General features: G+C 71.2%; 20 protein-coding genes and 1 pseudogene. 13 read left to right on the top strand and 8 right to left on the bottom strand.

Annotated features, from left to right (window positions below; genetic code table 11):
• Position 1: 1 nt before the first annotated feature.
• Positions 2-1,048, bottom strand: coding sequence for a questin oxidase family protein (locus ACFWWU_RS24870; protein WP_384148004.1), 1,047 nt, complete (start codon positions 1,046-1,048; stop codon positions 2-4).
• Between the two features lie 372 nt (positions 1,049-1,420).
• Here ACFWWU_RS24870 and ACFWWU_RS24865 point away from each other — a divergent pair, with 372 nt between their 5' ends.
• Positions 1,421-2,422 carry an RNA polymerase sigma factor RpoD/SigA gene (locus tag ACFWWU_RS24865; protein ID WP_384148003.1) on the top strand — a complete coding sequence of 334 codons (1,002 nt, stop codon included), beginning with the start codon at positions 1,421-1,423 and terminating at the stop codon, positions 2,420-2,422.
• 149 nt (positions 2,423-2,571) lie between these two features.
• Here the strand turns inward: ACFWWU_RS24865 and ACFWWU_RS24860 are convergent, their stop codons facing one another.
• Positions 2,572-3,531: a helix-turn-helix transcriptional regulator gene (locus tag ACFWWU_RS24860; RefSeq protein ID WP_384148002.1), complete on the bottom strand. Its 960-nt coding sequence runs from the start codon at positions 3,529-3,531 to the stop codon at positions 2,572-2,574.
• Between the two features lie 62 nt (positions 3,532-3,593).
• Between ACFWWU_RS24860 and ACFWWU_RS24855 the strand changes: the two genes are divergently transcribed.
• Complete coding sequence (locus tag ACFWWU_RS24855; protein ID WP_384148001.1) at positions 3,594-5,141, top strand: MFS transporter; 1,548 nt, start codon at positions 3,594-3,596, stop codon at positions 5,139-5,141.
• A gap of 65 nt (positions 5,142-5,206) precedes the next feature.
• Here ACFWWU_RS24855 and ACFWWU_RS24850 read toward each other — a convergent pair whose 3' ends face one another.
• Positions 5,207-6,361: a hypothetical protein gene (locus ACFWWU_RS24850; protein WP_384148000.1), complete on the bottom strand. Its 1,155-nt coding sequence runs from the start codon at positions 6,359-6,361 to the stop codon at positions 5,207-5,209.
• A 283-nt stretch (positions 6,362-6,644) separates the two neighbouring features.
• Between ACFWWU_RS24850 and ACFWWU_RS24845 the strand changes: the two genes are divergently transcribed.
• Complete coding sequence (locus tag ACFWWU_RS24845) at positions 6,645-7,763, top strand: glycosyltransferase (protein WP_384147999.1); 1,119 nt, start codon at positions 6,645-6,647, stop codon at positions 7,761-7,763.
• Positions 7,764-7,789: 26 nt separating this feature from the next.
• On the opposite strand, the gene ACFWWU_RS24840 is transcribed toward ACFWWU_RS24845, so the two are convergent.
• The 4 genes from ACFWWU_RS24840 to ACFWWU_RS24825 all read right to left on the bottom strand — a co-directional run bounded on the left by ACFWWU_RS24840 (position 7,790) and on the right by ACFWWU_RS24825 (position 11,664).
• The gene (locus ACFWWU_RS24840) at positions 7,790-8,638 is read right to left on the bottom strand and encodes a DUF6227 family protein (protein WP_384147998.1); all 849 of its coding nucleotides are present in this window, start codon (positions 8,636-8,638) and stop codon (positions 7,790-7,792) included.
• A 74-nt stretch (positions 8,639-8,712) separates the two neighbouring features.
• Positions 8,713-9,810, bottom strand: a complete 1,098-nt coding sequence (locus ACFWWU_RS24835) for a P1 family peptidase (protein WP_384147997.1) — start codon at positions 9,808-9,810, stop codon at positions 8,713-8,715.
• Between the two features lie 44 nt (positions 9,811-9,854).
• Positions 9,855-10,418, bottom strand: coding sequence for an AAA family ATPase (locus ACFWWU_RS24830; RefSeq protein WP_384147996.1), 564 nt, complete (start codon positions 10,416-10,418; stop codon positions 9,855-9,857).
• Positions 10,419-10,488: 70 nt separating this feature from the next.
• On the bottom strand, positions 10,489-11,664 hold the full coding sequence (locus ACFWWU_RS24825) for a low temperature requirement protein A (protein WP_384147995.1): 1,176 nt from the start codon (positions 11,662-11,664) through the stop codon (positions 10,489-10,491).
• Between ACFWWU_RS24825 and ACFWWU_RS24820 the strand changes: the two genes are divergently transcribed.
• The 10 genes and pseudogenes from ACFWWU_RS24820 (at position 11,663) to ACFWWU_RS24775 (ending at position 22,371) form a co-directional block, all read left to right on the top strand.
• The gene (locus ACFWWU_RS24820) at positions 11,663-11,854 is read left to right on the top strand and encodes a nitrite reductase (NAD(P)H) small subunit (RefSeq protein WP_384147994.1); all 192 of its coding nucleotides are present in this window, start codon (positions 11,663-11,665) and stop codon (positions 11,852-11,854) included. The two genes, ACFWWU_RS24825 and ACFWWU_RS24820, sit on opposite strands and share 2 nt — an antisense overlap.
• A gap of 121 nt (positions 11,855-11,975) precedes the next feature.
• A complete protein-coding gene (locus ACFWWU_RS24815) occupies positions 11,976-13,409 on the top strand; it encodes an MFS transporter (RefSeq protein ID WP_384147993.1) in 1,434 nt (477 codons plus the stop codon).
• Positions 13,410-13,585: 176 nt separating this feature from the next.
• Positions 13,586-15,874, top strand: a pseudogene (gene pflB / locus ACFWWU_RS24810) (formate C-acetyltransferase).
• Positions 15,875-15,959: 85 nt separating this feature from the next.
• Positions 15,960-16,745 (top strand): pyruvate formate-lyase-activating protein, encoded by a 786-nt coding sequence (pflA, locus tag ACFWWU_RS24805; RefSeq protein WP_384147992.1) that lies wholly within the window; start codon positions 15,960-15,962, stop codon positions 16,743-16,745.
• Positions 16,746-16,950: 205 nt separating this feature from the next.
• On the top strand, positions 16,951-17,979 hold the full coding sequence (locus tag ACFWWU_RS24800) for an MFS transporter (RefSeq protein WP_384148138.1): 1,029 nt from the start codon (positions 16,951-16,953) through the stop codon (positions 17,977-17,979).
• On the top strand, positions 17,976-20,300 hold the full coding sequence (locus tag ACFWWU_RS24795) for a molybdopterin oxidoreductase family protein (protein WP_384147991.1): 2,325 nt from the start codon (positions 17,976-17,978) through the stop codon (positions 20,298-20,300). The genes ACFWWU_RS24800 and ACFWWU_RS24795 overlap by 4 nt, the downstream gene beginning before the upstream one ends.
• A 7-nt stretch (positions 20,301-20,307) precedes the next feature.
• The gene (locus tag ACFWWU_RS24790; RefSeq protein ID WP_055642974.1) at positions 20,308-20,907 is read left to right on the top strand and encodes a 4Fe-4S dicluster domain-containing protein; all 600 of its coding nucleotides are present in this window, start codon (positions 20,308-20,310) and stop codon (positions 20,905-20,907) included.
• Complete coding sequence (locus ACFWWU_RS24785; protein WP_384147990.1) at positions 20,904-21,572, top strand: ubiquinol-cytochrome c reductase iron-sulfur subunit; 669 nt, start codon at positions 20,904-20,906, stop codon at positions 21,570-21,572. The genes ACFWWU_RS24790 and ACFWWU_RS24785 overlap by 4 nt, the downstream gene beginning before the upstream one ends.
• Complete coding sequence (locus ACFWWU_RS24780) at positions 21,569-22,072, top strand: hypothetical protein (RefSeq protein ID WP_384147989.1); 504 nt, start codon at positions 21,569-21,571, stop codon at positions 22,070-22,072. The genes ACFWWU_RS24785 and ACFWWU_RS24780 overlap by 4 nt, the downstream gene beginning before the upstream one ends.
• A 77-nt stretch (positions 22,073-22,149) precedes the next feature.
• Positions 22,150-22,371 carry a hypothetical protein gene (locus ACFWWU_RS24775; RefSeq protein WP_384147988.1) on the top strand — a complete coding sequence of 74 codons (222 nt, stop codon included), beginning with the start codon at positions 22,150-22,152 and terminating at the stop codon, positions 22,369-22,371.
• A 19-nt stretch (positions 22,372-22,390) separates the two neighbouring features.
• Here ACFWWU_RS24775 and mscL read toward each other — a convergent pair whose 3' ends face one another.
• Entirely contained in the window at positions 22,391-22,969 is a 579-nt protein-coding gene (mscL, locus tag ACFWWU_RS24770; RefSeq protein ID WP_384147987.1) for a large conductance mechanosensitive channel protein MscL, read from the bottom strand.
• Positions 22,970-23,017: the final 48 nt, after the last annotated feature.

Here is a 23,017-nt window from a genome sequence, read left to right as displayed (position 1 = left end):
GCTAGAAGACCGGCGGGTTCAGCTCGATCGAGCGGACGGCGGCGGCGAGCGCGAGCGGGTCGCCGACGTCGAGCGCCGTGTCGGTGAACTTGATCGTGTGGTCGTCGCCGTGCGCCGCCGCCCGCGCGAAGACCTCCTCGGAGGTGAGATCGATCTTCTTGTACGGGAGCGGGTCTCTCGGGGTGTAGGCCGCCGTCACCGCGGCCGCGGCCGCCCAGGCCGCGCCCAGGCTCGGTACCCACAGGTCACGGGGGAGCGCGGGCAGCGCGCGGAGGACCGCGTTCGGTGCCGTCGCCGCGTGCACGAGCATGATCGGCTCGCCGTGGCCGTGCGTCGCGTACCGATGGGTGGCCGCCGTCACCAGCTCGGTGAGCCGGTCCTCGGCTGTGTCGGGGTCCGGAGCGGCGCCCCAGACGGGGAACGCCGTCAGCCGGTCGAGCCGGGCCCGCATCCCGCCGACCTGCTCCGGAATCGGCGGTACGGCGTCCAGGGCCGCCGCCGCGCTCGGCGCCACGGCCAGCCGGGCGAGCGGGTGCAGCGGCTGGTGGCGGGCCGCCCAGTAGCCGAGGGCGTGTGCCAGCTCGGCGCGGCGCGGCGCCGTCTCCGGGGAGGTCCGCAGCGTCCGTACGGCATGACCGGTGCGGATCACCGGGTGCGTCGACCCGCCCGCGATGCCCGGGAGCAGCCGGGGCCACCACTCGGCGAGCACCGAGCGCCAGGGCCGGTCCGCCAGCTCGCGCGCGAAGAAGCGCGTCCAGTCGGTGCTCCGGGACGGGTCGCCGAGCGCCTCGCGCCAGTCGTCCGCCGTGACGGGGCGGTTCGCGGGCGGGAGCTCCTCCAGCTTGTGCGCGTAGCGGTCGAGCCAGCGGTGCACGGTCTCGGACCGGCCGTTGCGGACGAGCGCCTCGACGGCCATCGGGGCGTGGTTGGTGAGGCGACCGTCGCGCTCGGGGCCGGTGGTGTGGAGGCGTTCGAGGGCCTCGTCGAGGATGCCGGTCGTGTCGTGGCTCCTGCTGCTCTCGTGACTCTTGCCGCTCTCGTCGCTCATGGGGACGACGCTAGGGCGGGGCGGGCCGGGGCGTAACGGGCTGGGGTCCTAGGCCTCGGGGCCGAGGACGGCGCAAGCAACCTCCACGCCCCCGGCGACGTCTGAAGGGATGGCGCCGCATGTGATCGCGATCTCACCGACAGTGTGGTCGGAGCCCCCGCGAGCGGCGCCGCCTCACCCTCCGTGCCCGGTCTGACCTGCGCCTCCGTGGGTTTCCGCGGCATGCCTGAAGGGGCGGCGGCCGCGCAGGATACTGCATGATCGCGAAAATCCATGTGCCGGGTGGGAATTCTGTCCTGATTCCAGTCGTTGTTTCCGTCGGATGCAGGGCACTCGAAAGGGTGTCGCGACCTACTCAGCAAGGGAGCACGCATGGCAACCCGTGCCGTCGCCCGTCGTCAGACCTCCGCCAAGAGCGGGGCGAGCCGGGCCAGCAGCGTTCGCGCCGTGGGCGGGGACATCGCCGACCGCGACCTGGTCGGCATGTACCTCGACGAGATCGCGCGCACACCCCTGCTCGACGCCGCCAAGGAGGTCGAGCTCTCCCAGACGATCGAGGCGGGCGTGTACGCCCAGCAGATCCTGGACGGGGAGATAGAGAGCGAGGCGGGAGGCGCGGCTCGTGAGGAGCTCGAAGCGCTGGTCGCCGATGGCGAGCGTGCCAAGGACCTCTTCATCAAGTCCAACCTGCGGCTCGTGGTCGCCGTCGCACGGCGCTATCCCCGCAGCGGGCTGCCGCTGCTCGACCTGATCCAGGAGGGGAACGCGGGCCTGGTGCGCGCGGTCGAGAAGTTCGACTACGCGAAGGGCTTCAAGTTCTCCACGTACGCGACGTGGTGGATCCGTCAGGCCATCACCCGGTCGATCGCCGACCAGTCCCGGACGATCCGGCTCCCCGTCCACCTGGTGGAGGAGCTGGGCCGCATCCGGCGCGTGCAGCGCGAGTTCAACCGGGAGCACGGCCGGGAGCCGGAGCCGGTCGAGATCGCGGCGGAGCTGGACACCAAGCCGGAGCGGGTCGTCGACGTCCTGGACTGGGCGCGCGACCCGGTCTCGCTGAACATGTCGGTGGACGACGCGGGCGAGACCCAGTTCGGCGACCTCCTGGAGGACACCTCGGCGATCTCGCCCGAGCAGTCGGTGCTCACGCTGCTGCGCAGCGAGGAGCTCGACGACCTCATCGCCAAGCTCGACCACCGCACGGCCTCGATCATCCGTATGCGGTACGGGATCGAGGACGGGCGCGAGCGGACGCTGACGGAGGTCGGCAAGCAGCACGGCCTGACGCGCGAGCGGATCCGCCAGATCGAGAAGCACGCCCTGCTGGAACTGAAGAAGATGGCCGCCGACACCGGCTTCGACGCGGTGGCCTAGAGCGGTCGGCGACCGGGGTCCCACTCCCTGGCGCCGTGGCGCGGCGCTTGTCGGGGCCTCCGCCCGTGGCGCGCCGGCGACCGCGACCGCGACGCAAGGGGCCTGGGGGCCACCGTCCCCGGGCCCCTGCGCGTGCCGGTGCCCCGGCCCTACCCCCGTGTCGCCGCCGCCAGGCGGGTCGCCAGCTCGTCCACGTAGCCGTGGAGGGCGGGCGGGCCGTGGATCGTGAAGGGGGCGTCCACCAGGGCCAGGCGGAGCGCCAGCCACTCGACGGAGTCGGCGGAACGGGTGCGGAGGCGGCAGGTCGTCGGGCCCGTCGCCGCCGGCACCAGGTGGGACGGGAGCCTGGCCGTCACGAAGTCGGCCGGGGCCTCGAAGCTGACGTCGAGCTCCAGCTCGGGCTGGGCCCGGGACATGGAGCGGACCAGGAGCTGGGCCGCGTCGCCGGCCGGGAGCTCACGCGGGGTGAAGCGGGCGCCCGTCGCGAGCGGGTCGCTCACCCGGTCCACCCGGAAGGTCCGCCAGTCATCGCGGTCCAGGTCGTACGCGACGAGGTACCAGCGGCGCCCGGTCGAGACCAGCCGGTACGGCTCGACCAGCCGCTTCGACTCGACGCCGTCGCCCGCCCGGTAGCCGAAGCGCAGTTTCTCCCGCCCCGTGACCGTGCCCGCGAGGGTCGTCAGGGTGGCGGGCGCGACCGTGGCGCCGTCGCCCCTGGTCAGCGGGAGCGTCGCGTTCTGGAGGGTGGAGACCCGGTGGCGGAGCCGCGCGGGCAGGACCTGCTCCAGCTTCGCCAGGGCCCGTACGGACGCCTCCTCGATGCCCTCGATGGCGTGCCCGGCACCGGCCCGCAGGCCGACGGCGATCGCGACGGCCTCCTCGTCGTCGAGCAGGAGCGGCGGCATGGCCGTACCGGCGACGAGGCGGTAGCCGCCGACCGCGCCGAGGCTCGCCTCGACCGGATAGCCGAGATCGCGGAGCCGGTCGACGTCCCGGCGGATGGTGCGCGGGGAGACCGAGAGCCGTTCGGCGAGCTCGCTTCCAGGCCACTCGCGCGGGGTCTGGAGGAGCGACAGCAGATTCAGGAGTCGAACCGGGGTATCTGTCATGTCTCCCAGGATGAGCCCCATCTAGGACATCATTTGACCTAGATGACTTCTATCTTCTTCGTATGAGTTCACACGAAGCCGTCACGGATGCGGCCCCCACGGACACGAGCGACAAGAGGCGGTGGATCGCCCTCGCCATCGTGATGACGGCCGCCTTCATGGATCTGGTCGACGCCACGATCGTCAACATCGCGATCCCCAGCATCGAGCACGACCTCGGCGCTTCCTCCGGGGCCATCCAGTGGATCACCGCCGGCTACGCCCTCGCCTTCGCGACCGGGCTGATCACCGGCGGCCGGCTCGGTGACATCTACGGCCGCAAGCGGCTCTTCCTCATCGGCACCGCCGCCTTCACGATCGCTTCCGCGCTCTGCGGCTTCGCCGCCAACTCGGAGATGCTGGTCGCCTCCCGCCTCCTCCAGGGTGCGGCGGCGGCGATGATGGTGCCGCAGGTCCTCTCGATCATCCACGTCACCTTCCCCGCGCACGAGCGCGGCAAGGTCTTCGGCATGTTCGGCGCGATCATCGGCCTCGGCGCCGTCTCGGGTCCGCTGCTCGGCGCGCTGCTCACGGAGTGGAACATCGCCGGTCTGGAGTGGCGTCCGATCTTCCTGATCAATCTGCCGGTCGGCGTCGCCGGTCTGATCCTGGGACGGAAGTTCATCACCGAGTCGAAGGCGCCGAAGGCGCTCCGCCTCGACATCGTCGGCATGCTCCTGGTGGCGGCGGCGCTGCTGATGCTGATCTACCCGCTGACGCGCGGCCGTGAGCTGGACTGGCCGCTGTGGGGCCATCTGATGATGATCGGCAGCCTGTTCGTGTTCGCCGCGCTCATCGCGTACGAGAAGTACAAGGCGAAGAAGGACGGTTCGCCGCTCGTCGAGCTGTCGCTGTTCAAGGTGAAGAGCTTCGCCGCCGGTATCGCCGTGCAGCTGACCTTCGGTGTCGTGCTCGGCATCTTCTTCCTGGTCTGGACGCTGTACATGCAGATCGGCCTCGGCTGGGGCGCCCTGAAGGCGGGTCTCACCGGCGTGCCGTTCTCGATCGCGGTCTCCGTGGCTGCCGGTCTCTCGGTGCAGAAGCTGGTGCCGCGCTTCGGCCGCAAGGTGCTCCAGGCGGGTGCGCTCACGATGATCGCGGGCGTTCTCCTCTACTTCTTCGTGGCGGGCCGGTACGGGACCGGGATCGAGTCCTGGCAGATGATCCCGCCGCTGGTGGTCATGGGTCTGGGCATGGGCCTGATCGTGGCCCCGCTGACGGACGCGGTCCTCTCCGAGGTGCCGCGTGAGCACGCGGGCTCGGCGTCGGGCCTGATCAACACGACGGGCCAGATGGGCAACGCGCTCGGGCTCGGCCTGGTGTCCGTGGTCTTCTTCGGCGTGATCGACGACTGGAACCTCGCGCAGGCTCCGGCCGAGGTGGGCGCGGCGTTCACGGACGCCTTCCAGAACTCGCTCGGCTGGGCGGCGGGCGTACTCGCCGTGATCTTCCTGGTGATGTTCGCTCTGCCGGCGAAGCCGAAGCAGCACCTGGAGGGCGGCGACGACGAGGGTGACGGCGACGGCGACGGCGACGCCGTGATCGAGAAGGAGCCGGTGCTGGTGCACTGACTCCCTCACGGCGAAGGGCCCTGGTCCCGGGAATCGTCCCGGTACCAGGGCCTTCGCCGTATCCGTCAGCTGCGGTTGACCAGGCCGCCGGTCTTCAGGTCACCCTTGAACGGGATGGCTCGCAGGGAGCCCGGTGTCGGGGTCGTCTGCTGGACCCAGGGCTGGTTCCAGAGGAAGACGCCGCCCATGACGTTGCCCGCGGTCTGGAAGACCGTGCCGTCGGTGGTGACCACCTTGACGAACGCGTCGTTCCCCTGGGCCTCGATGGCGATGCCACAGGCGTTGGACGGGTAGTTGACGGGGACGTTCTCGTTGGGCGGGAGGAGTGCGTCGGTGAGGTCGTGCCAGACGATCGTTCCGCCCGGGACGCTCGCCTTGCCGGCGTAGGCGACCCCGTTCGTGAGGACGGCCTGGAAGTCCTCGGTGTTGGACGGGCTGTAGGTGTCGATGTCGGAGCAGGGGCCGGTGGCTCCGGTGGCTCCGGTTGCGCCCGTGGCTCCAGTGGCGCCGGTTGCTCCGGTTGCTCCGGTTGCTCCGGTTGCTCCGGTGGCTCCCGTTGCTCCCGTCGCACCGGTCGCACCGGTCGCACCGGTCGCACCGGTTCCGGTCGCGCCGGTGGCCCCGGTCGCGCCCGTCGCACCCGTCGCGCCCGTCGCACCCGTCGCGCCCGTCGCACCCGTGGCGCCCGTCGCGCCCGTCGCACCCGTGGCCCCGGTCGCACCCGTCGCTCCGGTGTCGCCCGTGTTCCCCTTCGGGCCGGGCGGGCCGGTCGGGCCGGTCGGGCCTGTTGGGCCCACCTTGCAGTCGTCGCCGCCGACCGGGACCGCACGCAGGGTGCGGGCTTCCTGGCCTTCGAGCAGGGGCTGGATCTCGTGGTCCAGGAACGCCTGGAGGCTGTCGACCTCCGGTGAGCCGCTCTGGCCGATGCTGCGGGGTCCGCCGTGCTGCTCCCAGGGCGGCGGGCCGTCCTGGTGGTGCGGCGGGGGGCCGTCCTCGTGGTGCGGCGGCGGCCCGTCCTGGTGGTGCGGGGGGCGCTCCTCGCAGTGGTCGCCCGTCGACGGGCCCGCCGTCGCCCTGCCCGGGGCGTCCCAGGCGGCGGCCGCCGGTGAGGCGAAGCCCGTGAGGACGAGTGCGACGGAGGCGATGGCCCCGCCGACGACCCAGGGGCGTCGTCGGGGCAGGGGACCCAGCGGGGACCTGGTCCTGGCATCAGGACGCATGCATGCTCCTTCTTCCACCGACCGCCCTGCGGCGGCCGGTCCGAGTGGTGTCCGGGAAGCCCGTTCGTGCTTCCCAGTCGGATCATCGGATCGCGGACGCGAAGGCTTGACGGTCTCGCGGCACTCCCAACGCCATGGCGTAGCGCCGCTAGCCGGATGGATGCGTACACGAAGGCGAATTTCGGACCGCCCGTCGGCGTGCCGACACCGCGCCCTCGGCGGGCGCCCGTAGGGTCGCCCACCCCCCGACAGCTCTCCCGCCCCCACCGGAAGTGGTGTTGCCGTGCAGCCGTCCATCTGCCTGTGCATGATCGTCAAGAACGAGGCCAAGGTCATCGAGCGGTGCCTCGCCTCCGTCCGCGGTCTCGTGGACACCTGGGTCATCTCGGACACCGGTTCCACCGACGGGACCCAGGAGCTGATCCGCACCGCCCTCGCGGGCATCCCGGGCGAGCTGCGGGAGGAGCCGTGGGTGAACTTCGGCCACAACCGCAGCCTGAACATCGCGCACGCCCGCGGCCGGGCCGACTACCTGCTGCTCCTTGACGCCGACCACGTCCTGCGGCAGGACGGCCCGCTGCCGGAGCTGACGGCGGACGCGTACATGATCCGCCACGAGGGATCCCTGGAGTACCGCATCAAGCGCCTGGTCAGGGGCGGTCTGCCGTGGCGGTACGAGGGGGTCACCCACGAGTACCTGACCGCCGACCGGGACCACGCGCAGCGGAACCTGGACGCCCTGGTCATCCAGGACTACGCCGACGGCGGGTCACGCCACGACAAGTTCGAGCGGGACGCCCGTCTCCTGGGCGCCGAGCTCGACCGGGACCCGGCCAACCCCCGTACGGTCTTCTACCTGGCCCAGACCCTGCGGGACATGGGCCGCGCCGACGAGGCCGTCACCCTCTACGAGCGGCGGGCCGCCATGGGCGGCTGGGGCGAGGAGGTCTACTACTCCCTCCTCCAGTCCGGCGTCCTCAGGGCCGAGTCCGGTGACTGGCCGTCCGCGATGGACGCCCTCTCGCGGGCCTGGGAGTCGCGGCCGGAGCGGCTGGAGGCCTGTTACGAGCTGGCGGCGCGGCTGCGGAAGATGCGCCGGTACCAGGCCGCCCACGCCGTCGTCTCCGCCGTCCGGGACGGGAGGCAGCCGGACGACCTGCTGTTCATGCAGCCGTGGGTGTACCGGTGGGGGCTGCTCTTCGAGTACTCGATCACCGCGTACTGGACGGGCGACCACGCCGCCTCGCTCGCCGCCTGCGACCGGCTGCTCGCACTGCCGGACCTGCCCGCGGCGTACCGCGAACAGACCCGCGCCAACCGGGCGTTCGCCGTGGGGAAGCTGGCGGAAGCCGGTGTCGACGTCCCCGACTCCGACGCCGACAACGTCCCCGCGCTCGTCTGAGGGAGAGCGCGGGGACGGGGTGGGTGTCAGCGGACGCGCGCGCGGGTCTCCATCGCCGCGCGGGCCGAGCGCTCGTCCTCGTACACCTCGCACATGTGCCGGCCGTCGGGGGTCGCCGTGTGCTCGATCTCCCAGAGGCTGACCTCGCTGCCGTCGAGCAGCAGGAACTGGTGCTCGTAGAGGGTGAAACCGGCGTCCCGGCCCCCCTCCACCGCGCACTGCCGCCCGAAGGCCTGCGTGATGTGGTGGGCGAAGGCCAGGCGGAGCCGCCGGGCCGTCCGCTCGCCCGGCCGGTCCGCGTTCTCCGCGCGCCGCAGGACGCGGCGCGCGTGGTCGGCGGAGTTGTCCGGTACGTACATCCGGGGCTGGGCCGGTATGGGGCGGGCGAGCAGGGCGCTCAGGAGCGCCATGTCATCGTCGTCGTCACTGTCGAGGGCGCTGCCGTCGGCGCGCTCCGCCGTCCAGCCCGGCAGCGGTCCGGCGGGCAGGCGCGAGGCCGCGAGGCGGGCCTCCGACTCCTCCGCGTACAGCTCGTGCTGGTCGGTGCCGTCCCGTCCGGTGTTGTGGGTGAGCTCCCACAGGCTGAGCGCGCTGCCGTCGGCGAGCAGATAGGTGTGGCGGTAGGTGGTCCGGTGCAGCGACGCGCTGTGGTGCGAGGAGTGCAGCGCGCTGGAGTGGGCGAGCGCCGTGCCGAGGCGCTCGACGGTGGAGTCGGGCAGGTCGAAGGAGTTGAGCGCCCTGCCGAGGAGCCGTTCAAGGTGCGTCTCGGTCGTCTCGTACGGATCGTGAGGATCCTGCGGATCGTTCAAGAGGGTCTCCAGGCCGTCGCCGCATGTCACTTGGTGCTTGCTAAACGTAGTCCCTGGGTCTGACATCGTGTCCTGGGTTCAGGAAAACGAAGGGCGTCCACGGGAAGTTCCCGCATGGTTCTTCGTCAACTCCCTTGTGGTTACCGGGAGTACGGAGTCGGCTCGGCATGCGGCTCGCCGTACAGCTCGCCGTACGAGGGGAAGTCGCCGCCCGGGCCGCGCAGCCCGCCCGGGGCCGCGCGCAGCGCCCGGACGATCGCCCGGGTCACCAGGTCCGCGCCGGCCGCCAGGATCTCGTTCAGGGCGAGCGGGCCGGGCTCCTCCGGCAGCTCCCGCCGCCCGGTGGCGAGCGCGAAGACCGTGTCCCCGTCGTTCATCAGGTGCACCGGACGCACGGCGCGCGCGATGCCGTCGTGCGCCGTGCCCGCGACCTTCTGCGCCTGCGCGCGCGTGAGCACCGCGTCCGTGGCGACGACGGCGAGCGTCGTGTTCAGCGGGGGAGGGGCGCTCACCGCCCGGGCCTCCGCGAGCCTCCGCAGCGCCGCCTCGTGCACCGCCTCCGCGGGGAAGCGGGGCCTGCCGCCCTCGAACCAGCTCCCGTACGGGACGCCCGTCGCCGGGTCGACGGCCGAACCGACCGCGTTCACCACGACCAGGGCGCCGACCGTGATGCCCGACTCCAGGACCGTGCTCGCCGTCCCCACCCCGCCCCGCAGCCCGCCGACGACGGCCCCGGTGCCCGCGCCGACCGCCCCGGTCTCCACGCGCGCGTGGTCCCCGCTCGCCTCGGCAGCCTCCGCCGCGGCCCGCCCCGTCGCCGCGTCCGGCCTGGCCGAGAAGTCGCCGCCGCGCCCCAGGTCGAAGACGCACGCGGCGGGCACGACCGGCACCACGTGGGACGGGTCGGGACCCACCCGCACGCCCCGGTGCCGCTCCTCCAGCCAGGCCATGACCCCGCCGGCCGCGTCCAGGCCGTACGCGCTGCCGCCGGTCAGGACCACCGCGTCGATCCGCTGGACGACGTTCCGCGGGTCGAGCGCGTCCGTCTCCCGCGTGCCCGGCCCGCCACCCCGCACGTCCACGGCCGCGACGGCCCCGCCCGCCGGGGCCAGGACGACCGTGGTGCCGCTCAGTGCCCCGGGCCCGGCCACGCGCGCGTGCCCCACGCGCACCCCGCTCACGTCGGTGATCCCGTCCACCTCGCGGCCGGGCCTGTCCGTCTCCTCGCGCTGTGTCATGTCCCCTGCCTACCACGCGCCTTGGCCCCTGGCAGAGCAGGTGTTCAGGTTCCGAGGAGCGTGCCGACCTCTTCGACGAGGGCGGTGAGCCCGGCGCCGTCGACGGGCCGGCTCGTGTCGACGACCACGAGCCGCCCGCCGAGACCCAGCGGGCCCGGACGGGCGGCCCAGACGGCGATCCGCTCGTCGAGCTGTTCGGGGGTGAGCTCCCGGTCGAGGTGGCCCGGGTGGCGCTCGCGCGCCCGGAACCGTGCGGCGACGAGCGCGGTGTCGCAGGCGCAGAACACCTCGACGAGCGGGGCGCCGAGAGCGCGGAGCCGGTCGGGGGCGATGTCCCGGTGCCACCAGTTCACGAGCACGGCGCGGCCCGCGTCCGCGGCCAGCGCGTACAGGACCTCGTCGGCGGCCCGGCTCAGCCGTCGGCGCCACGCCTGGTCGCCGACGCCGAGGGAGTCGTACAGCGACTCCAGGATCACGTCCTTGTCGAGGACGGGGAGGCCGAGCCGCGCGGCGAGGGCGCGGGCCAGGGTGGTCTTGCCGCCGGCGGGGAGTCCGGAGACGACCACGAAGCCGCTGTCGGTCATCGCGTCACCAAGGCCGGGGGTCATGGGACGGATTGTCGTGCAGGGGGCGGTCGGGGTCTCCGGGGTCTCCGGGGATTCCGGGGATTCCGGGGTCTCAGGCGGTCGTCGTGCGGGTCGCCGGGTTCCGGGCGGTCAGGGTCACCCCGGTCGCGACCGTCGCCGCCGCGACGAGCCCCGCGGCGAGGACCGCCCAGCGGCCCGCGAACGTACACATCAGGATGGCGAGCGAGGCCACGGGCAGCACCAGTTGCTGGGCGATGCCGATCTTGAAGTAGCGGGCGTGCAGCAGCCAGACGGAGAGCAGGAAGACGGCCGACGGGATCGTCACGGCGGCGGACGCGGCGAGCGTCGAGATGTGGGCCTCGCCCACGGCCTGTTCGACGGCGATCTCCAGGCCCGCGCCGACGGCGGCGGCCGAGGCGAAGATGACGTAGTGGCCGTAGCCCCACAGGAAGCCCTGGCGGCTGGAGGTCAGCCGGTCGTGGGCGGGCACGACGAAGTAGATCCACCAGGCGGCGAAGACGAGCAGCAGGCCGCCGACGGCGATCGGCAGGAGCTCGCCGAGGGCGTCGTTCTCGACGACGCCGGACTTCACGGCGACGGTCGCGGCGGCGACGGTCTCGCCGAGCACGATGATGGTGAACAGGCCGTACCGTTCGGCGATGTGGTGCGGGTGCCAGGTGCTGGGGGCGTCCTTCTCCGCGTACACGGGCACGGCCATTTCCGCCAGCGCCATGACGAGGAAGATCCAGCCGCGGGCCGGCTCCGGGGCGAGGACGAGCGCGAGCCAGCCGATCTGGACGGCGACGACCCCGCCCGCGTACCGCCGGCACATCGTCCGCTCGGCGGGGTCGGTGGCGTGGTGGGCGGCGCGCAGCCACTGGAACGCGAGCGCGAGCCGCATGACGAGGTAGCCGAGGTAGACGACGAGGAAGTCGTGCTCCTGGAAGGCGCGCGAGACGCCGGCGGCGAGGACGAGGACGCCGGCGATCTGGACGAGCGTGACGACGCGGTAGAGGACGTCGTCGTTGTCGTAGGCCGAGGCGAACCAGGTGAAGTTCATCCACGCCCACCAGATGGCGAAGAAGACCATCGCGTAGTTGAGGATCCCCTCGCCGGCGTGGTTCTCGGCGACCGCGTGCACGAGTTCGGCGCCGGCCTGGGCGACGGCGACGACGAAGCACAGGTCGAAGAAGAGTTCCAGGGGGGTGGCGGCCCGGTGTGACTCCTCGCGGGAGCGGGCGGTGAGGGGAAGGAAAGGTTGCTTCATGCGTCCCAGCACAGCAGAGCGCCCGGCGCTTCCTGAAATATGGCACGCGGTACGGGGTGGGCGCCGTCGTACGGGGCGGGTGGTGGCCTCCCCGCCGCACCAGCAGGAGTTCGACCTGCGGACCGGGGCGTACCTCGACGACCCGGAGGTGTCCCTCCCGGTGCTGCCGGTTCCTCCGACCCCTCGCTGACGGGACCTCCGCCCGGCGGACCGGCGACCATCGGCACTCACGGCCTCCTTACCCCGAAGCGCAGCCTGGAAGAGCAAGAAAGTCTGCGAAGGCCGAGAAGGCGAAAAGGCAGGGAAGCGCCATGAGTTCCGTCGTCCAGTCCCAGGACCAGGGCAGCAGAAGGACGGGTGGACCGGCCCCGTCGTACGACACGGAGCAGTACCGCCCCGGGAAGCCGATCACCGACTGGGAGCCCGAGAACGAGCTCTTCTGGAAGTCCATCGGCAAGAAGGTCGCCACCCGTAACCTCTGGATCGCGGTTCCGGCGCTGCTCGTGGCCTTCGTCGTCTGGCAGGTCTGGTCGGTCACCGCGACCAATCTCAAGGACGTCGGCTTCGGCTTCTCCACCTCGCAGCTGTTCTGGCTGACGGCCATCCCCGGTCTGACCGGCGGCACCGCCCGGATCCTCTACACCTTCCTCGGCCCGATGGTCGGCCAGCGCCGCTTCACCGCGCTGTCGACGGTCGTCCTGATCGTGCCGCTGATCTGGCTCGGCATCGCCATCCAGGACCCGACGACCCCGTACGGCGTGATGGTCGCCATCGCCGCGCTCTGCGGCATCGGCGGCGCGAACTTCGCCTCGTCCCTCGCCAACATCGGCTTCTTCTTCCCCAAGGCGAAGAAGGGCAGCGCGACCGGCGTCAACGGCGGTCTCGGCAACCTCGGCGTCTCCGTCGTCCAGCTCCTCACCCCGATCGTCATCACCTGGTCGACCATCGCGATCGGCTCCGCGCAGCACAAGGCCGACGGCACCCCCGTCCACCTGCAGAACGCCGCGTTCCTCTGGGTGCCGATCCTGCTGATCCTCGCGGCCGTCGCCTGGTTCGGGCAGAACGACCTCAAGGTGGCCTCGACCCCCTTCAGCCAGCAGAAGATCATCTTCAAGCGCAAGCACAACTGGCTGATGACCTGGCTGTACGTCGGCACCTTCGGCTCCTTCATCGGCTTCGCCGCCGCCCTGCCGATGCTCATCAAGACCACGTTCCCGGACTACTCCGTCGCCACCTACGCCTGGATGGGTCCGGCCGTCGGCGCCCTCGCCCGCTGGGGCGGCGGCTGGATCGCCGACAAGTGGGGCGGCGCCCGCGTCACGATCCTGTCCTTCGTGGGCATGGCCGTCTCCATCATCGGCGTGATCACCTTCCTGCCCTCGGGCAGTGACGGCGGCTCCTTCTACGGCTTCTTCTTCTGCTTCCTCGCCGCGTTCTTCTTCTCCGGAATCGGCAACGGCTCGACGTTCCGGCAGATCCCGGTCATCTTCCGCGGCACGCACCTGAAGGGCCTTGAGGAAGGCACCCCGGAATACGCCAGGGCGCTGAAGCAGGCGGAAATGGAGTCGGGTGCCGTCACCGGATTCACCTCGGCCATCGCCGCCTACGGCTTCTTCTTCATCCCGGCCCTCTTCGGCTCGGTGGCCGTGACCAGCGCGATGTGGGGATTCGTCGCCTTCTACGTCAGCTGCATGGTCGTGACCTGGTGGTTCTACGCCCGCAAGAGCGCCGAGGCGCCCAGCTGAGCCCCTGTTCTCCCTGGAGGAGAAGGCCCCGCCACGGCGGGGCCTTCCGGCGTCCCCGGAACAGGACCAAAGCCCGCCGACCGGTGACCAATGCCGACCGGAATGATCGATCGATAGGAGTGAAATGGAGGGAGGAAGAACCGCGATCGAATGAAGCGAAGAAGGCGGTGCGGGCAGTGACTGCGACACCTGCTGAGGCAGCGACGACGGCGACGGCAACGGTGAACGAGCAGGCCTGGAAGGGCTTCAAGGGCGGGCTCTGGCGCGACGCCGTCGACGTCCGCGACTTCATCCAGCAGAACTACACGCCGTACGAGGGCGACGACTCCTTCCTCGCCGGTCCCACCGAGCGGACCACCGCCGTGTGGAAGTCCATCGCGGACAAGTTCCCGGAGGAGCGCGCCAAGGGCGTCCACGACATCTCGTACGACATCCCCTCCACCATCACCGCCCACGCCCCCGGCTGGATCGACCGCGACTAGGACCTGATCGTCGGCCTCCAGACCGACGCCCCGCTGAAGCGCGCGATCATGCCGTACGGCGGCTGGCGCATGGTCGCCGGCGCCCTGGAGACCTACGGCTACCCGGTCTCCCCGGACCTGGAGAAGGTCTTCACCGAGTACCGCAAGACGCACAACGCCGGTGTCTTCGACGCGTACACCCCCGAGATCCGCGCCGCCCGCAAGGCCGGCATCGTCACCGGCCTCCCCGACGCCTACGGCCGCGGCCGCATCATCGGCGACTACCGCCGTGTCGCGCTCTACGGCGTCGACCGCCTGATCGCGGTGAAGAAGGAGGAGAAGGAGGAGCTCAACGCCTTTCCCGCCGGGAACCGTTCCCTCGAGGAGACCATCCGTCTCCGCGAGGAGCTCTCCGAGCAGATCCGCGCCCTCGGCGAACTCAAGGCGATGGCCGCCTCCTACGGCCACGACATCTCCGCCCCCGCCACCACGGGCCGCGAGGCGATCCAGTGGCTGTACTTCGCCTATCTCGCCGCCGTGAAGGAGCAGAACGGCGCCGCGATGTCCCTCGGCCGGACGTCCACCTTCCTCGACGTCTACCTCCAGCGCGACATCGAGGCCGGTCTCCTCACCGAGGAGCAGGCCCAGGAGCTCGTCGACGACTTCATCATCAAGCTCCGCATCGTCCGCTTCCTGCGCACCCCCGAGTACGACGAGCTGTTCTCCGGCGACCCCACCTGGGTCACCGAGTCCATCGCCGGCATGGGCGAGGACGGCCGCCCGCTCGTCACGAAGACCTCCTTCCGCTACCTCCAGACGCTCTACAACCTCGGCCCGGCCCCCGAGCCGAACATGACGGTCTTCTGGTCGCCGCAGCTCCCGCAGGGCTTCAAGGAGTTCTGCGCCAGGGTCTCCATCGACACCTCCTCCGTCCAGTACGAGTCGGACGAGCTGATGCGGCCGCGCTTCGGCGACGACACCGCCATCGCCTGCTGCGTCTCCGCGATGCCCGTCGGCAAGCAGATGCAGTTCTTCGGCGCCCGCGTGAACCTCGCCAAGACCCTCCTCTACGCGATCAACGGCGGCCGCGACGAGAGGTCCGGCGCCCAGGTCGGCCCGGCCGGCGGCGCCATCACGGCCGAGGTCCTCGACTACGACGAGGTCATGGCCAGGTTCGACGAGCAGATGGAGTGGCTCGCGAGCGTCTACGTCCACGCCCTGAACGTCATCCACTACATGCACGACCGGTACGCCTACGAGCGCATCGAGATGGCGCTCCACGACCGCGACGTGCGCCGCACCATGGCCTGCGGCATCGCCGGTCTCTCCGTCGCCGCCGACTCCCTCGCCGCCGTCAAGTACGCCAAGGTCACCCCGGTCCGGGACGAGACCGGTCTCGCGACGGACTACGTCATCGACGGCGCGTACCCGGCGTACGGCAACAACGACGAGCGCGTCGACGAGATCGCCGTCTGGCTGGTCGAGGAGTTCATGCGGAAGGTGCGCAAGCACCCGACGTACCGCGATGCCGAGCACACCCAGTCCGTCCTGACCATCACCTCCAACGTCGTCTACGGCAAGAAGACCGGCAACACCCCCGATGGGCGCCGCGCGGGCGAGCCCTTCTCCCCGGGCGCCAACCCGATGAACGGCCGCGACACCCACGGCTACGTGGCCTCGGCCCTCTCGGTCGCCAAGCTCCCGTACGAGGACGCCGAGGACGGCATCTCGCTCACCAACACCGTCACCCCAGACGGCCTGGGCCGCACCCCCGAGGAGCGGATCAGGAACCTCGCGGGCGTCCTCGACGGCTACATGGCGAGCGACGGCTTCCACATGAACGTCAACGTCCTCAACCGCGACGTGCTGTTGGACGCCATGGAGCACCCGGAGAACTACCCGCAGTTGACCATCCGGGTCTCCGGATACGCGGTCAACTTCGTCCGGCTCACCCGCGAGCAGCAGCTCGACGTCCTGAACCGCACCTTCCACGGCTCGCTGTAGCTCCTCCGATCACCCGGGGCCGGCGGCCCTCGCCCCAGGCCCGGGCCCCGGGTCGCGCCCGACACCCTCCCAAGGAGGTCCTGCCATGACCAGCCTCACCATCGGACCCGCGACCCCGGCCGCCGCGGCGACCCACCGGCCCTCCGAGGGCTCGGTCCACTCCTGGGACCTGTCCACCGGTGTCGACGGACCCGGCACCCGCTTCGTCACCTTCCTCTCCGGCTGCCCCCTCACCTGTCTCTACTGCCACAACCCCGACACCTGGAGGATGCGCAACGGCAGGCGCACCTCCGCCGACGACGTGATCGCCGAGGCGGGCAAGTACGTCCGCTTCATCGCCGCGTCCGGCGGCGGGGCCACCATCTCCGGCGGGGAGCCCCTCCTCCAGCCCGTCTTCACCGGCGAGCTGCTGCACCGGATGAAGCACGAGCTCGGCCTCCACACGGCCCTCGACACCTCGGGCTTCCTCGGCGCCCGCGCCACCGACGCCCTGCTGCGCGACACCGACCTGGTCCTGCTCGACATCAAGTCCTGGGGCCCGGACACGTACAAGAAGGTCACCGGTCGGCCGCTGCGGCCGACGCTGGACTTCGCCCGGCGCCTCGCGGAACTCGGCCAGGAGGTCCACGTCCGCTTCGTGCTCGTGCCGGGGCTCACCGACGGCCCCGCCGACGTCGAGGGAGTCGCCGCCTTCGCCGCCGGCCTCGGCAACGTCTCCCGCGTGGACATCCTCCCCTTCCACAAGCTCGGCGAAGCGAAGTGGCAAGCACTCGCCAAGCCGTTCACCCTGCACGACACCCCGTCCCCGACGCCCGAGCAGGTCGCCGAGGCCCGCGGGGTCTTCCTCTCCCACGGCCTGCACGCCGTCTGAGCGACGCGCTCACCCCACCACCTCATAAAACAGGACGAAGTGGTACGTACACCCTTACCGTGGCCGCGTGACCGAGCCACCGAAGACAGCCGAGCCGAGCCCCGCCCCCGGAGACCCGGCCGCGGCCCCAGGAGACCCCGCCCCCGGCGCCGCCGTGCCCGGGGACCCCGCAGCCGCCGGACCCGCGCCGCAGACCCCCGCCGCCGTGCGCCGCCGCGCGGTCCTCGCGGGCACCGCCGTCTCCGTGCTCCTGATCCTCGCGATCGTCTTCGGAAGCCGCCTGCTGCGCGACTTCGACTCGGCCCTCCTGCCGTACGCCGTCGCCACGGTCTTCCTCGCCTTCGGCGTCGCCTACCGGTACACCGTCTGGATCTCCGCCCCCGGCGCCCGCCGCCTCTTCAAGCAGGGCTGGCGGTCCTTCTTCTCCGCCGCGAACTTCCGCAGGGCCCCCACCGCCCTGCCCCGGATGATCGCCACCTATCTCGGCTTCCAGAAGTTCCTCGGTGCCCGCTCCCACGCCCGCTGGGCCGCCCACCAGCTCGTCTTCTGGGGCTGTCTGCTGGCCGCCGCGATCACCTTCCCCCTCACCTGGGGCTGGTTCACCTTCACCTCGTCCACCGGCTCGGGGCCCGGCTACGAGATGCGGATCTGGGGCCTCAAGGTCATCGGCTTCGACGCGCTCAGCATCCTCGGCTGGCTCATGTTCCACGGCCTCGACATCGCCGCCGTCCTCGTCATCGCCGGCGCCTCCTACTTCCTCTGGCGCCGCATGAAGGACCGCGCGGCCATCACCGGCCAGCGCTTCGCCTACGACCTGGTGCCCCTCCTCGCCCTCATCGTCATCTCCGTGACGGGGCTCCTGCTCACCTTCTCGTCGATCTTCCTGCACGGCGGCGGCTACGAGTTCCTCGCCATCCTCCACATGGTGTCCGTGGTCTTCACCCTCATCTACATCCCCTTCGGGAAGTTCTTCCACATCGTCCAGCGGCCCGCGGCCGTCGGCATGCAGCTCTTCAAATACACCTCCCGCGGCAAGGGCGGCTCCGCCGACACCGTCCTCGCCTGCCGCCGCTGCCACGAGCCCATCGACACCGCCCCCTACGTCGAGAACCTCCAGGGCACCATGCGCGACCTCGACCTGGGCTTCGACGAATGGGCCGAGTACTGCCCCCGCTGCAAGCGCGTCCTCCGCGGCACCGCCTACCTCGACCACGTGAAGAAGGGCTTCAAGTGACCGCGACCGACCCCGCGACCACCTCCGGGCAGCCGCTGCCGCTCGACCCCTCCCTCGCCCCGCCCGGCACCCGCGCCTTCCGGGACGCCGGGGGCATCCCCGCCGACCGCTGGCACGCCGACCAGAACGGCGAGACCCTCGTCCCCACCCACTGCTGCTTCTGCGGAGTCCAGTGCGGCATGTACCTCCGCGTCGACCGCGGCGGCAAGGTCTTCGGCGTCGAGCCCCGCAACCACGACATCAACCGCATGCGGCTCTGCCCCAAGGGCATCAACGCCTACCAGCAGGTCAACCACCCCGACCGGCTCACCGCACCCCTCATGCGCGCCAACCGCGACGAGGAGTTCCGCGAGGTCAGCTGGGAAGAGGCCCTCGACCACACCGTCGCCGAGATCCGCCGCATCCAGGGCGAGTACGGCAACGACGCCTTCGGGCTCCTCGGCGGCGCCAGCCTCTTCTCCGAGAAGACCTACCTCGTCGGCAAGTTCGCCCGCGTCGCCCTCAAGTCCCGGCACGTCGACTACAACGGCCGTCTCTGCATGGTCTCCGCCGCCGGCGCCAACAAGCTCGCCTTCGGCATCGACCGCGCCGGCAACCCGTTCTCCGACATCCTCCTCACCGACTGCCTCCTCATCGCCGGCTCCAACGTCGGCGAGTGCTTCCCGGTCATGACCCAGTACCTGTGGGGAGCCCGCGACCGGGGCGCCACCCTCATCGTCGTCGACCCCCGCGAGACGGCCATCGCCCGCACCGCCGACGTCCACGTCGCGATCAAACCCGGCACGGACTCCGCCTTCTTCAACGCCGTCCTCCACGTCGTCGTCGCCGAGGGCCTCACCGACGAGGCCTACCTCGCCGCCCACACCACCGGCTGGGAGGAGGTCAAGAAGACCGTCGCCGACTATCCGCCCTCCCGCTCCGCCACGATCTGCGGCGTACCCGAGGAGCAGATCGTCCAGGTAGCCCGCATGTTCGCCGGCGCGGGCAAGGCCATGGCCTGGCACGCCCGCGGCGTCGAGCACCACTCCCAGGGCGTCGAGAACTGCCTCTCGATCATCAATCTCTGCGTCGCCACCGGGAACATCGGCAAGCCCGGCGCCGGCTACGGCACGATCACCGGCCAGGGCAACGGTCAGGGCGGCCGCGAACACGGCCAGAAATCCGACCTCCTGCCCGGCGGCCGCTCCATCACCAACCCCGAGCACCGCCGCCAGATCTGCGAGATCTGGGGCGTCGACGAGGCCGAACTCCCGCTCGCCGGCACCTCCATGATGGAGATGGTCTGGCAGATGCAGCGCAAGGAGATCCGCGGCCTCGTCGGCATCTGCAACAACCCCTTCGTCTCGCTCCCGAACTACGCCACCGTCAAGGACGGCTACGACACCCTCGAATTCCACGCCCAGTTCGACTTCTTCCTCTCCGAGACCGCCGCCAATGCCCACGTCGTCTTCCCGGTCACCGTCTGGGCCGAGGACGAGGGCGTCATGGCCAACGCCGAGGCCCGGGTCGTCAAGCACAACAAGGCCCAGGAACCCCCCGCCGGCGTCCGCACCGACACCTGGGTCATGTGCGAACTCGCCAAACGGCTCGGCGCGGGCGACAAGTTCGACTTCCCGGACTCCCGCTCCGTCTTCGAGGAGCTCCGCGTCGCCTCCGCCGGCACGGTCAACGACTACTACGGCATCACCTACGAACGCCTGGAGGAGACCGGCGGCATCGCCTGGCCGTGCCCCAGCACCGACCACCCCGGCACCCCCCGCCTCTTCGAGGACGGCCGCACCTACCACCCCGACGGCACGATCCACCTCCAGGTCGTCGAATGGCACCCGCCGATGGACCCGTACAGCGAGGAGTACCCCCTCTCGCTCACCACCGGTCGCACCGTCGCCCACTTCCTCTCCGGCAACCAGACCCGCCGGCTCGGCGCCCTCGTCGAACAGACCCCCCGCCCCTGGGTCGAGGTCCATCCCTCCCACGGCTTCCGCAACGGCGATCCCGTCCGCGTCGTCACCCGCCGCGGCAGCGAGGTCTTCCCCGCCCTCGTCACCGAGGCCATCCGCCCCGACACCGTCTTCGTCCCCTACCACTGGCCCGTCCCCACCTCGGCCAACGCCCTCACCATCGACGCCCTCGACCCGCGCTCCAAGATCCCGGAGTACAAGGTCTGCGCCGCCCGCATCGAGGCCGCCGAACACGTCGACGAGGTCCCCGCGCCGCCCACCGCCCCCGGACAGCAGGCCTACCCCGAGACCCAGGTCTCGCGCCTCGACCCGCTGCCCCCCACCTCCCCCCAGGGCCGCGGCACCGCCGAGAGGAGCTGACCCGCACATGATGGGCCGAACGATCTTCATCGACCCGGGCCGCTGCATCGGCTGCCAGGCCTGCGTCTCCGCCTGCCGCGAATGCGACTCCCACCGCGGCAAGTCGATGATCCACCTCGACTACCCCGACGAAGGCCACTCCGTCGCCTCCCTCCCCACCGTCTGCATGCACTGCGAGGACCCGGTCGCCCCCTGCGCCGAGGTCTGCCCCGCCGACGCGATCCTCGTCACCGCCGACGGCGTCGTGCAGCAGGCCGACACCACCCGCTGCATCGGCTGCGCCAACTGCGTCAACGCCTGCCCCTTCGGCGTCCCCAAGATCGACCTCCAGGCGAAGCTCCAGATGAAGTGCAACCTCTGCTACGACCGCACCGCCTACGGCCTCGCCCCCATGTGCGCCACCGTCTGCCCCACCGGCGCCCTCTTCTACGGAACCCTCGAAGAGCTCCAGGCGGAACGCCCCGGCGTCCAGGTCGCCGACTCCTTCACCTTCGGCACGACCACCGTCACCACCGGTGTCGCGATGGTCGTCCCCGCCGACAAGGTCCAGTGGCCGGTGCCGGGGGGTCTGCCCGTCGTCGAGATCAACGGAAGGGACGTCCGATGAGCGTCACCGACCCCCAGCCGCCCGCGCCGGACCCCCGCGCCGACGCGGCCCAGGAGGCGCTCCGCGACCGGATCGCCGCCGACTCCCTCACCACCCGCCGCGACTACCTGCGGATCGTCGCCACCGTCTCCGGCGGCCTGGCCGTCGGCGGCGTCGCCGTCGCCTCCGGCATCCTGCACCGCCACGGCGACAGCGAAGGGGCCCCCGAGATCAAGAAGGTCGCCGACCGGATCGAGCCGGGGGAGTCGCTCGCCTTCCGCTATCCGGGCGAAGAGGACCGGGCCATCGCCGTCCGCATGGACGACGGCACCCTCGCCGGCTACTCCGCCGTCTGCACCCACCTCGCCTGCGCCGTGCTGTGGCGCAAGGAGCGGGGGAGCGAGGGAGAGCTGTACTGCCCCTGCCACGAGGGGATCTTCGACGCCCGTACGGGAGAGGTCACCGCCGGCCCGCCGCCGAGGGGCCTGCCGAAGGTGATCCTCGTCGAGCAGGTCGACGGCAGTGTCTGGGCGATCGGCACGGCCCGCTCGGGCGAGAGCGCCGTCGAGGGCTTCTGCCGCCAGAACGGCGAGGACCGTCCGGGCTGCCCCGGCTTCGGCGCGGGCGGCCCGGCCGGCCCGGTCACCCCAAGCCGGAAGACGGCCGAGAGGAGTGAGCGGACATGAGCGAGACCCCCTTCCCGAGGGACCCCGGAGCCCCGGAGGCACCGGGAGCACTGGGAGCACCCGGAGTACCAGGCGCGCCCGGAGTACCGGGAGCACCAAGCGCGCCCGGAGCACCCGGAGCACCCGGAGCGCCCGGGGCTCCGCAGTCCCCGCGGCCGCCCGCGTACACCCCCGGCAGCGCCCAGCCGCGTCTTAACCGGCCGGTGCACGAGCGCTATCCGCAGATCCGGCCCACCAGCGGCTACGGCGACCCCCGGATCCGGCACACCGGTCCGGGCCCTGGAGCCGGCACGGAGCAGGAGCCGGAGCGCTCCTCGAAGCTGTCCGCGCGCCTCGCGCTGGCGCTCACGGTCGTCATCGGCCAGCTCTGGGGGCTGACGATCGTGGTGGACGAGTGGATGGCGGGTGACACCGGCACCGCGTGGTGGGGGGCCGGCTTCCTCGTCCTGTCGTTCCTGGTCGTGCTCGGCATCTGGCTCATCGACCCGAAGGACCGCTGATCAGCGCGGCATGAGGCGGGACATGAGGCGGGGTATGAGACGGGTACGGGGCGGGGGGAGCGGCGTACCCTGAAGGTATGAGTACCGCCCCCGCCCACGTACCGCGAGACGCGAAGCGAACCGGCTCCCGACCCACCCCCGAGAACACACCGAAGCCGGTACTCGACTTCGACGATCCGCTGGACCGGCAGTCCGCGGACGACACGGACCGCGGGTGGGGCGAGCGGCCTCCGGCCGGCAGCGACAGCGCCGCCGACCTCGCGCGCTTCCTCGACGAGAAGCCGCCGCACCACCTCTGAGCCCGGCACGCAGTGCCGGTCAGGAGGTGGAGTGCGTCCCCGAGGTCGCACCGGAGCCCGAGCCGTTGGAGCTCGGCGTGACGCCCGTGCCCGCACCCACGAACGGGCCGCGCTGGGCGACGAGGTGGTCGCGGATCTCCTTGAGCACCTCCAGCTCGCTGATCTCCATGGTCTCTGCGATGCCTTCCTTCGCCTTGTCGTGCGCGGCACGCTTGGCGAGGACCTTGGCCATCGGCAGGACCATCAGGAAGTAGACGACGCCCGCGGTGATCAGGAAACTCAGGACCGAGCTGAGGACCAGGCCCCACTGGAGCTGGACGCCCTGCACCTCGCCGTTGACCACCGCGCAGGTGCCCTTGATGCAGGACGCGTAGCTCTCCAGGTTCTTCGTGCCGAAGGCACCGACCACCGGGTTGATGAGGCCCTTGACCACCGAGTTCACGATGTTGGTGAACGCGGCGCCGATCACGACCGCGACCGCCAGGTCGATCACGTTGCCACGCATCAGGAAGGCCTTGAAGCCTCCGAGCAAGTTTTCCTTCTTCTCGGCCACCAAGGTGCCTTTCGTTCTCGTCGTGTGTGTTGTGTGCGGAGCCATTACGCCGTGAACGGCGCAGAGGCGTCCAATCCGTACACACGGACCGGC

The sequence above is a fragment of the Streptomyces sp. NPDC058650 genome, assembly GCF_042717315.1.
Lineage (GTDB): Bacteria > Actinomycetota > Actinomycetes > Streptomycetales > Streptomycetaceae > Streptomyces.
The sequence above is the reverse complement of the archived record's forward strand: the minus strand, read 5'-3'. Positions and strand labels throughout refer to the sequence as shown.

What these genes read in the sequence shown, in the direction of transcription:
- ACFWWU_RS24780 (WP_384147989.1), top strand. Translation starts at nt 21,569, where the DNA reads ATGAGCGAGACCCCCTTCCCGAGGGACCCCGGAGCCCCGGAGGCACCG.
- ACFWWU_RS24840 (WP_384147998.1), bottom strand. Translation starts at nt 8,638, where the DNA reads ATGTCAGACCCAGGGACTACGTTTAGCAAGCACCAAGTGACATGCGGC.
- ACFWWU_RS24815 (WP_384147993.1), top strand. Translation starts at nt 11,976, where the DNA reads ATGAGTTCCGTCGTCCAGTCCCAGGACCAGGGCAGCAGAAGGACGGGT.
- ACFWWU_RS24850 (WP_384148000.1), bottom strand. Translation starts at nt 6,361, where the DNA reads ATGCGTCCTGATGCCAGGACCAGGTCCCCGCTGGGTCCCCTGCCCCGA.
- ACFWWU_RS24820 (WP_384147994.1), top strand. Translation starts at nt 11,663, where the DNA reads ATGCGTCCCAGCACAGCAGAGCGCCCGGCGCTTCCTGAAATATGGCAC.
- ACFWWU_RS24870 (WP_384148004.1), bottom strand. Translation starts at nt 1,048, where the DNA reads ATGAGCGACGAGAGCGGCAAGAGTCACGAGAGCAGCAGGAGCCACGAC.
- ACFWWU_RS24835 (WP_384147997.1), bottom strand. Translation starts at nt 9,810, where the DNA reads ATGACACAGCGCGAGGAGACGGACAGGCCCGGCCGCGAGGTGGACGGG.
- ACFWWU_RS24830 (WP_384147996.1), bottom strand. Translation starts at nt 10,418, where the DNA reads ATGACCCCCGGCCTTGGTGACGCGATGACCGACAGCGGCTTCGTGGTC.
- pflA (WP_384147992.1), top strand. Translation starts at nt 15,960, where the DNA reads ATGACCAGCCTCACCATCGGACCCGCGACCCCGGCCGCCGCGGCGACC.
- ACFWWU_RS24775 (WP_384147988.1), top strand. Translation starts at nt 22,150, where the DNA reads ATGAGTACCGCCCCCGCCCACGTACCGCGAGACGCGAAGCGAACCGGC.
- ACFWWU_RS24865 (WP_384148003.1), top strand. Translation starts at nt 1,421, where the DNA reads ATGGCAACCCGTGCCGTCGCCCGTCGTCAGACCTCCGCCAAGAGCGGG.
- ACFWWU_RS24860 (WP_384148002.1), bottom strand. Translation starts at nt 3,531, where the DNA reads ATGACAGATACCCCGGTTCGACTCCTGAATCTGCTGTCGCTCCTCCAG.
- ACFWWU_RS24855 (WP_384148001.1), top strand. Translation starts at nt 3,594, where the DNA reads ATGAGTTCACACGAAGCCGTCACGGATGCGGCCCCCACGGACACGAGC.
- ACFWWU_RS24785 (WP_384147990.1), top strand. Translation starts at nt 20,904, where the DNA reads ATGAGCGTCACCGACCCCCAGCCGCCCGCGCCGGACCCCCGCGCCGAC.
- ACFWWU_RS24825 (WP_384147995.1), bottom strand. Translation starts at nt 11,664, where the DNA reads ATGAAGCAACCTTTCCTTCCCCTCACCGCCCGCTCCCGCGAGGAGTCA.
- ACFWWU_RS24790 (WP_055642974.1), top strand. Translation starts at nt 20,308, where the DNA reads ATGATGGGCCGAACGATCTTCATCGACCCGGGCCGCTGCATCGGCTGC.
- mscL (WP_384147987.1), bottom strand. Translation starts at nt 22,969, where the DNA reads ATGGCTCCGCACACAACACACACGACGAGAACGAAAGGCACCTTGGTG.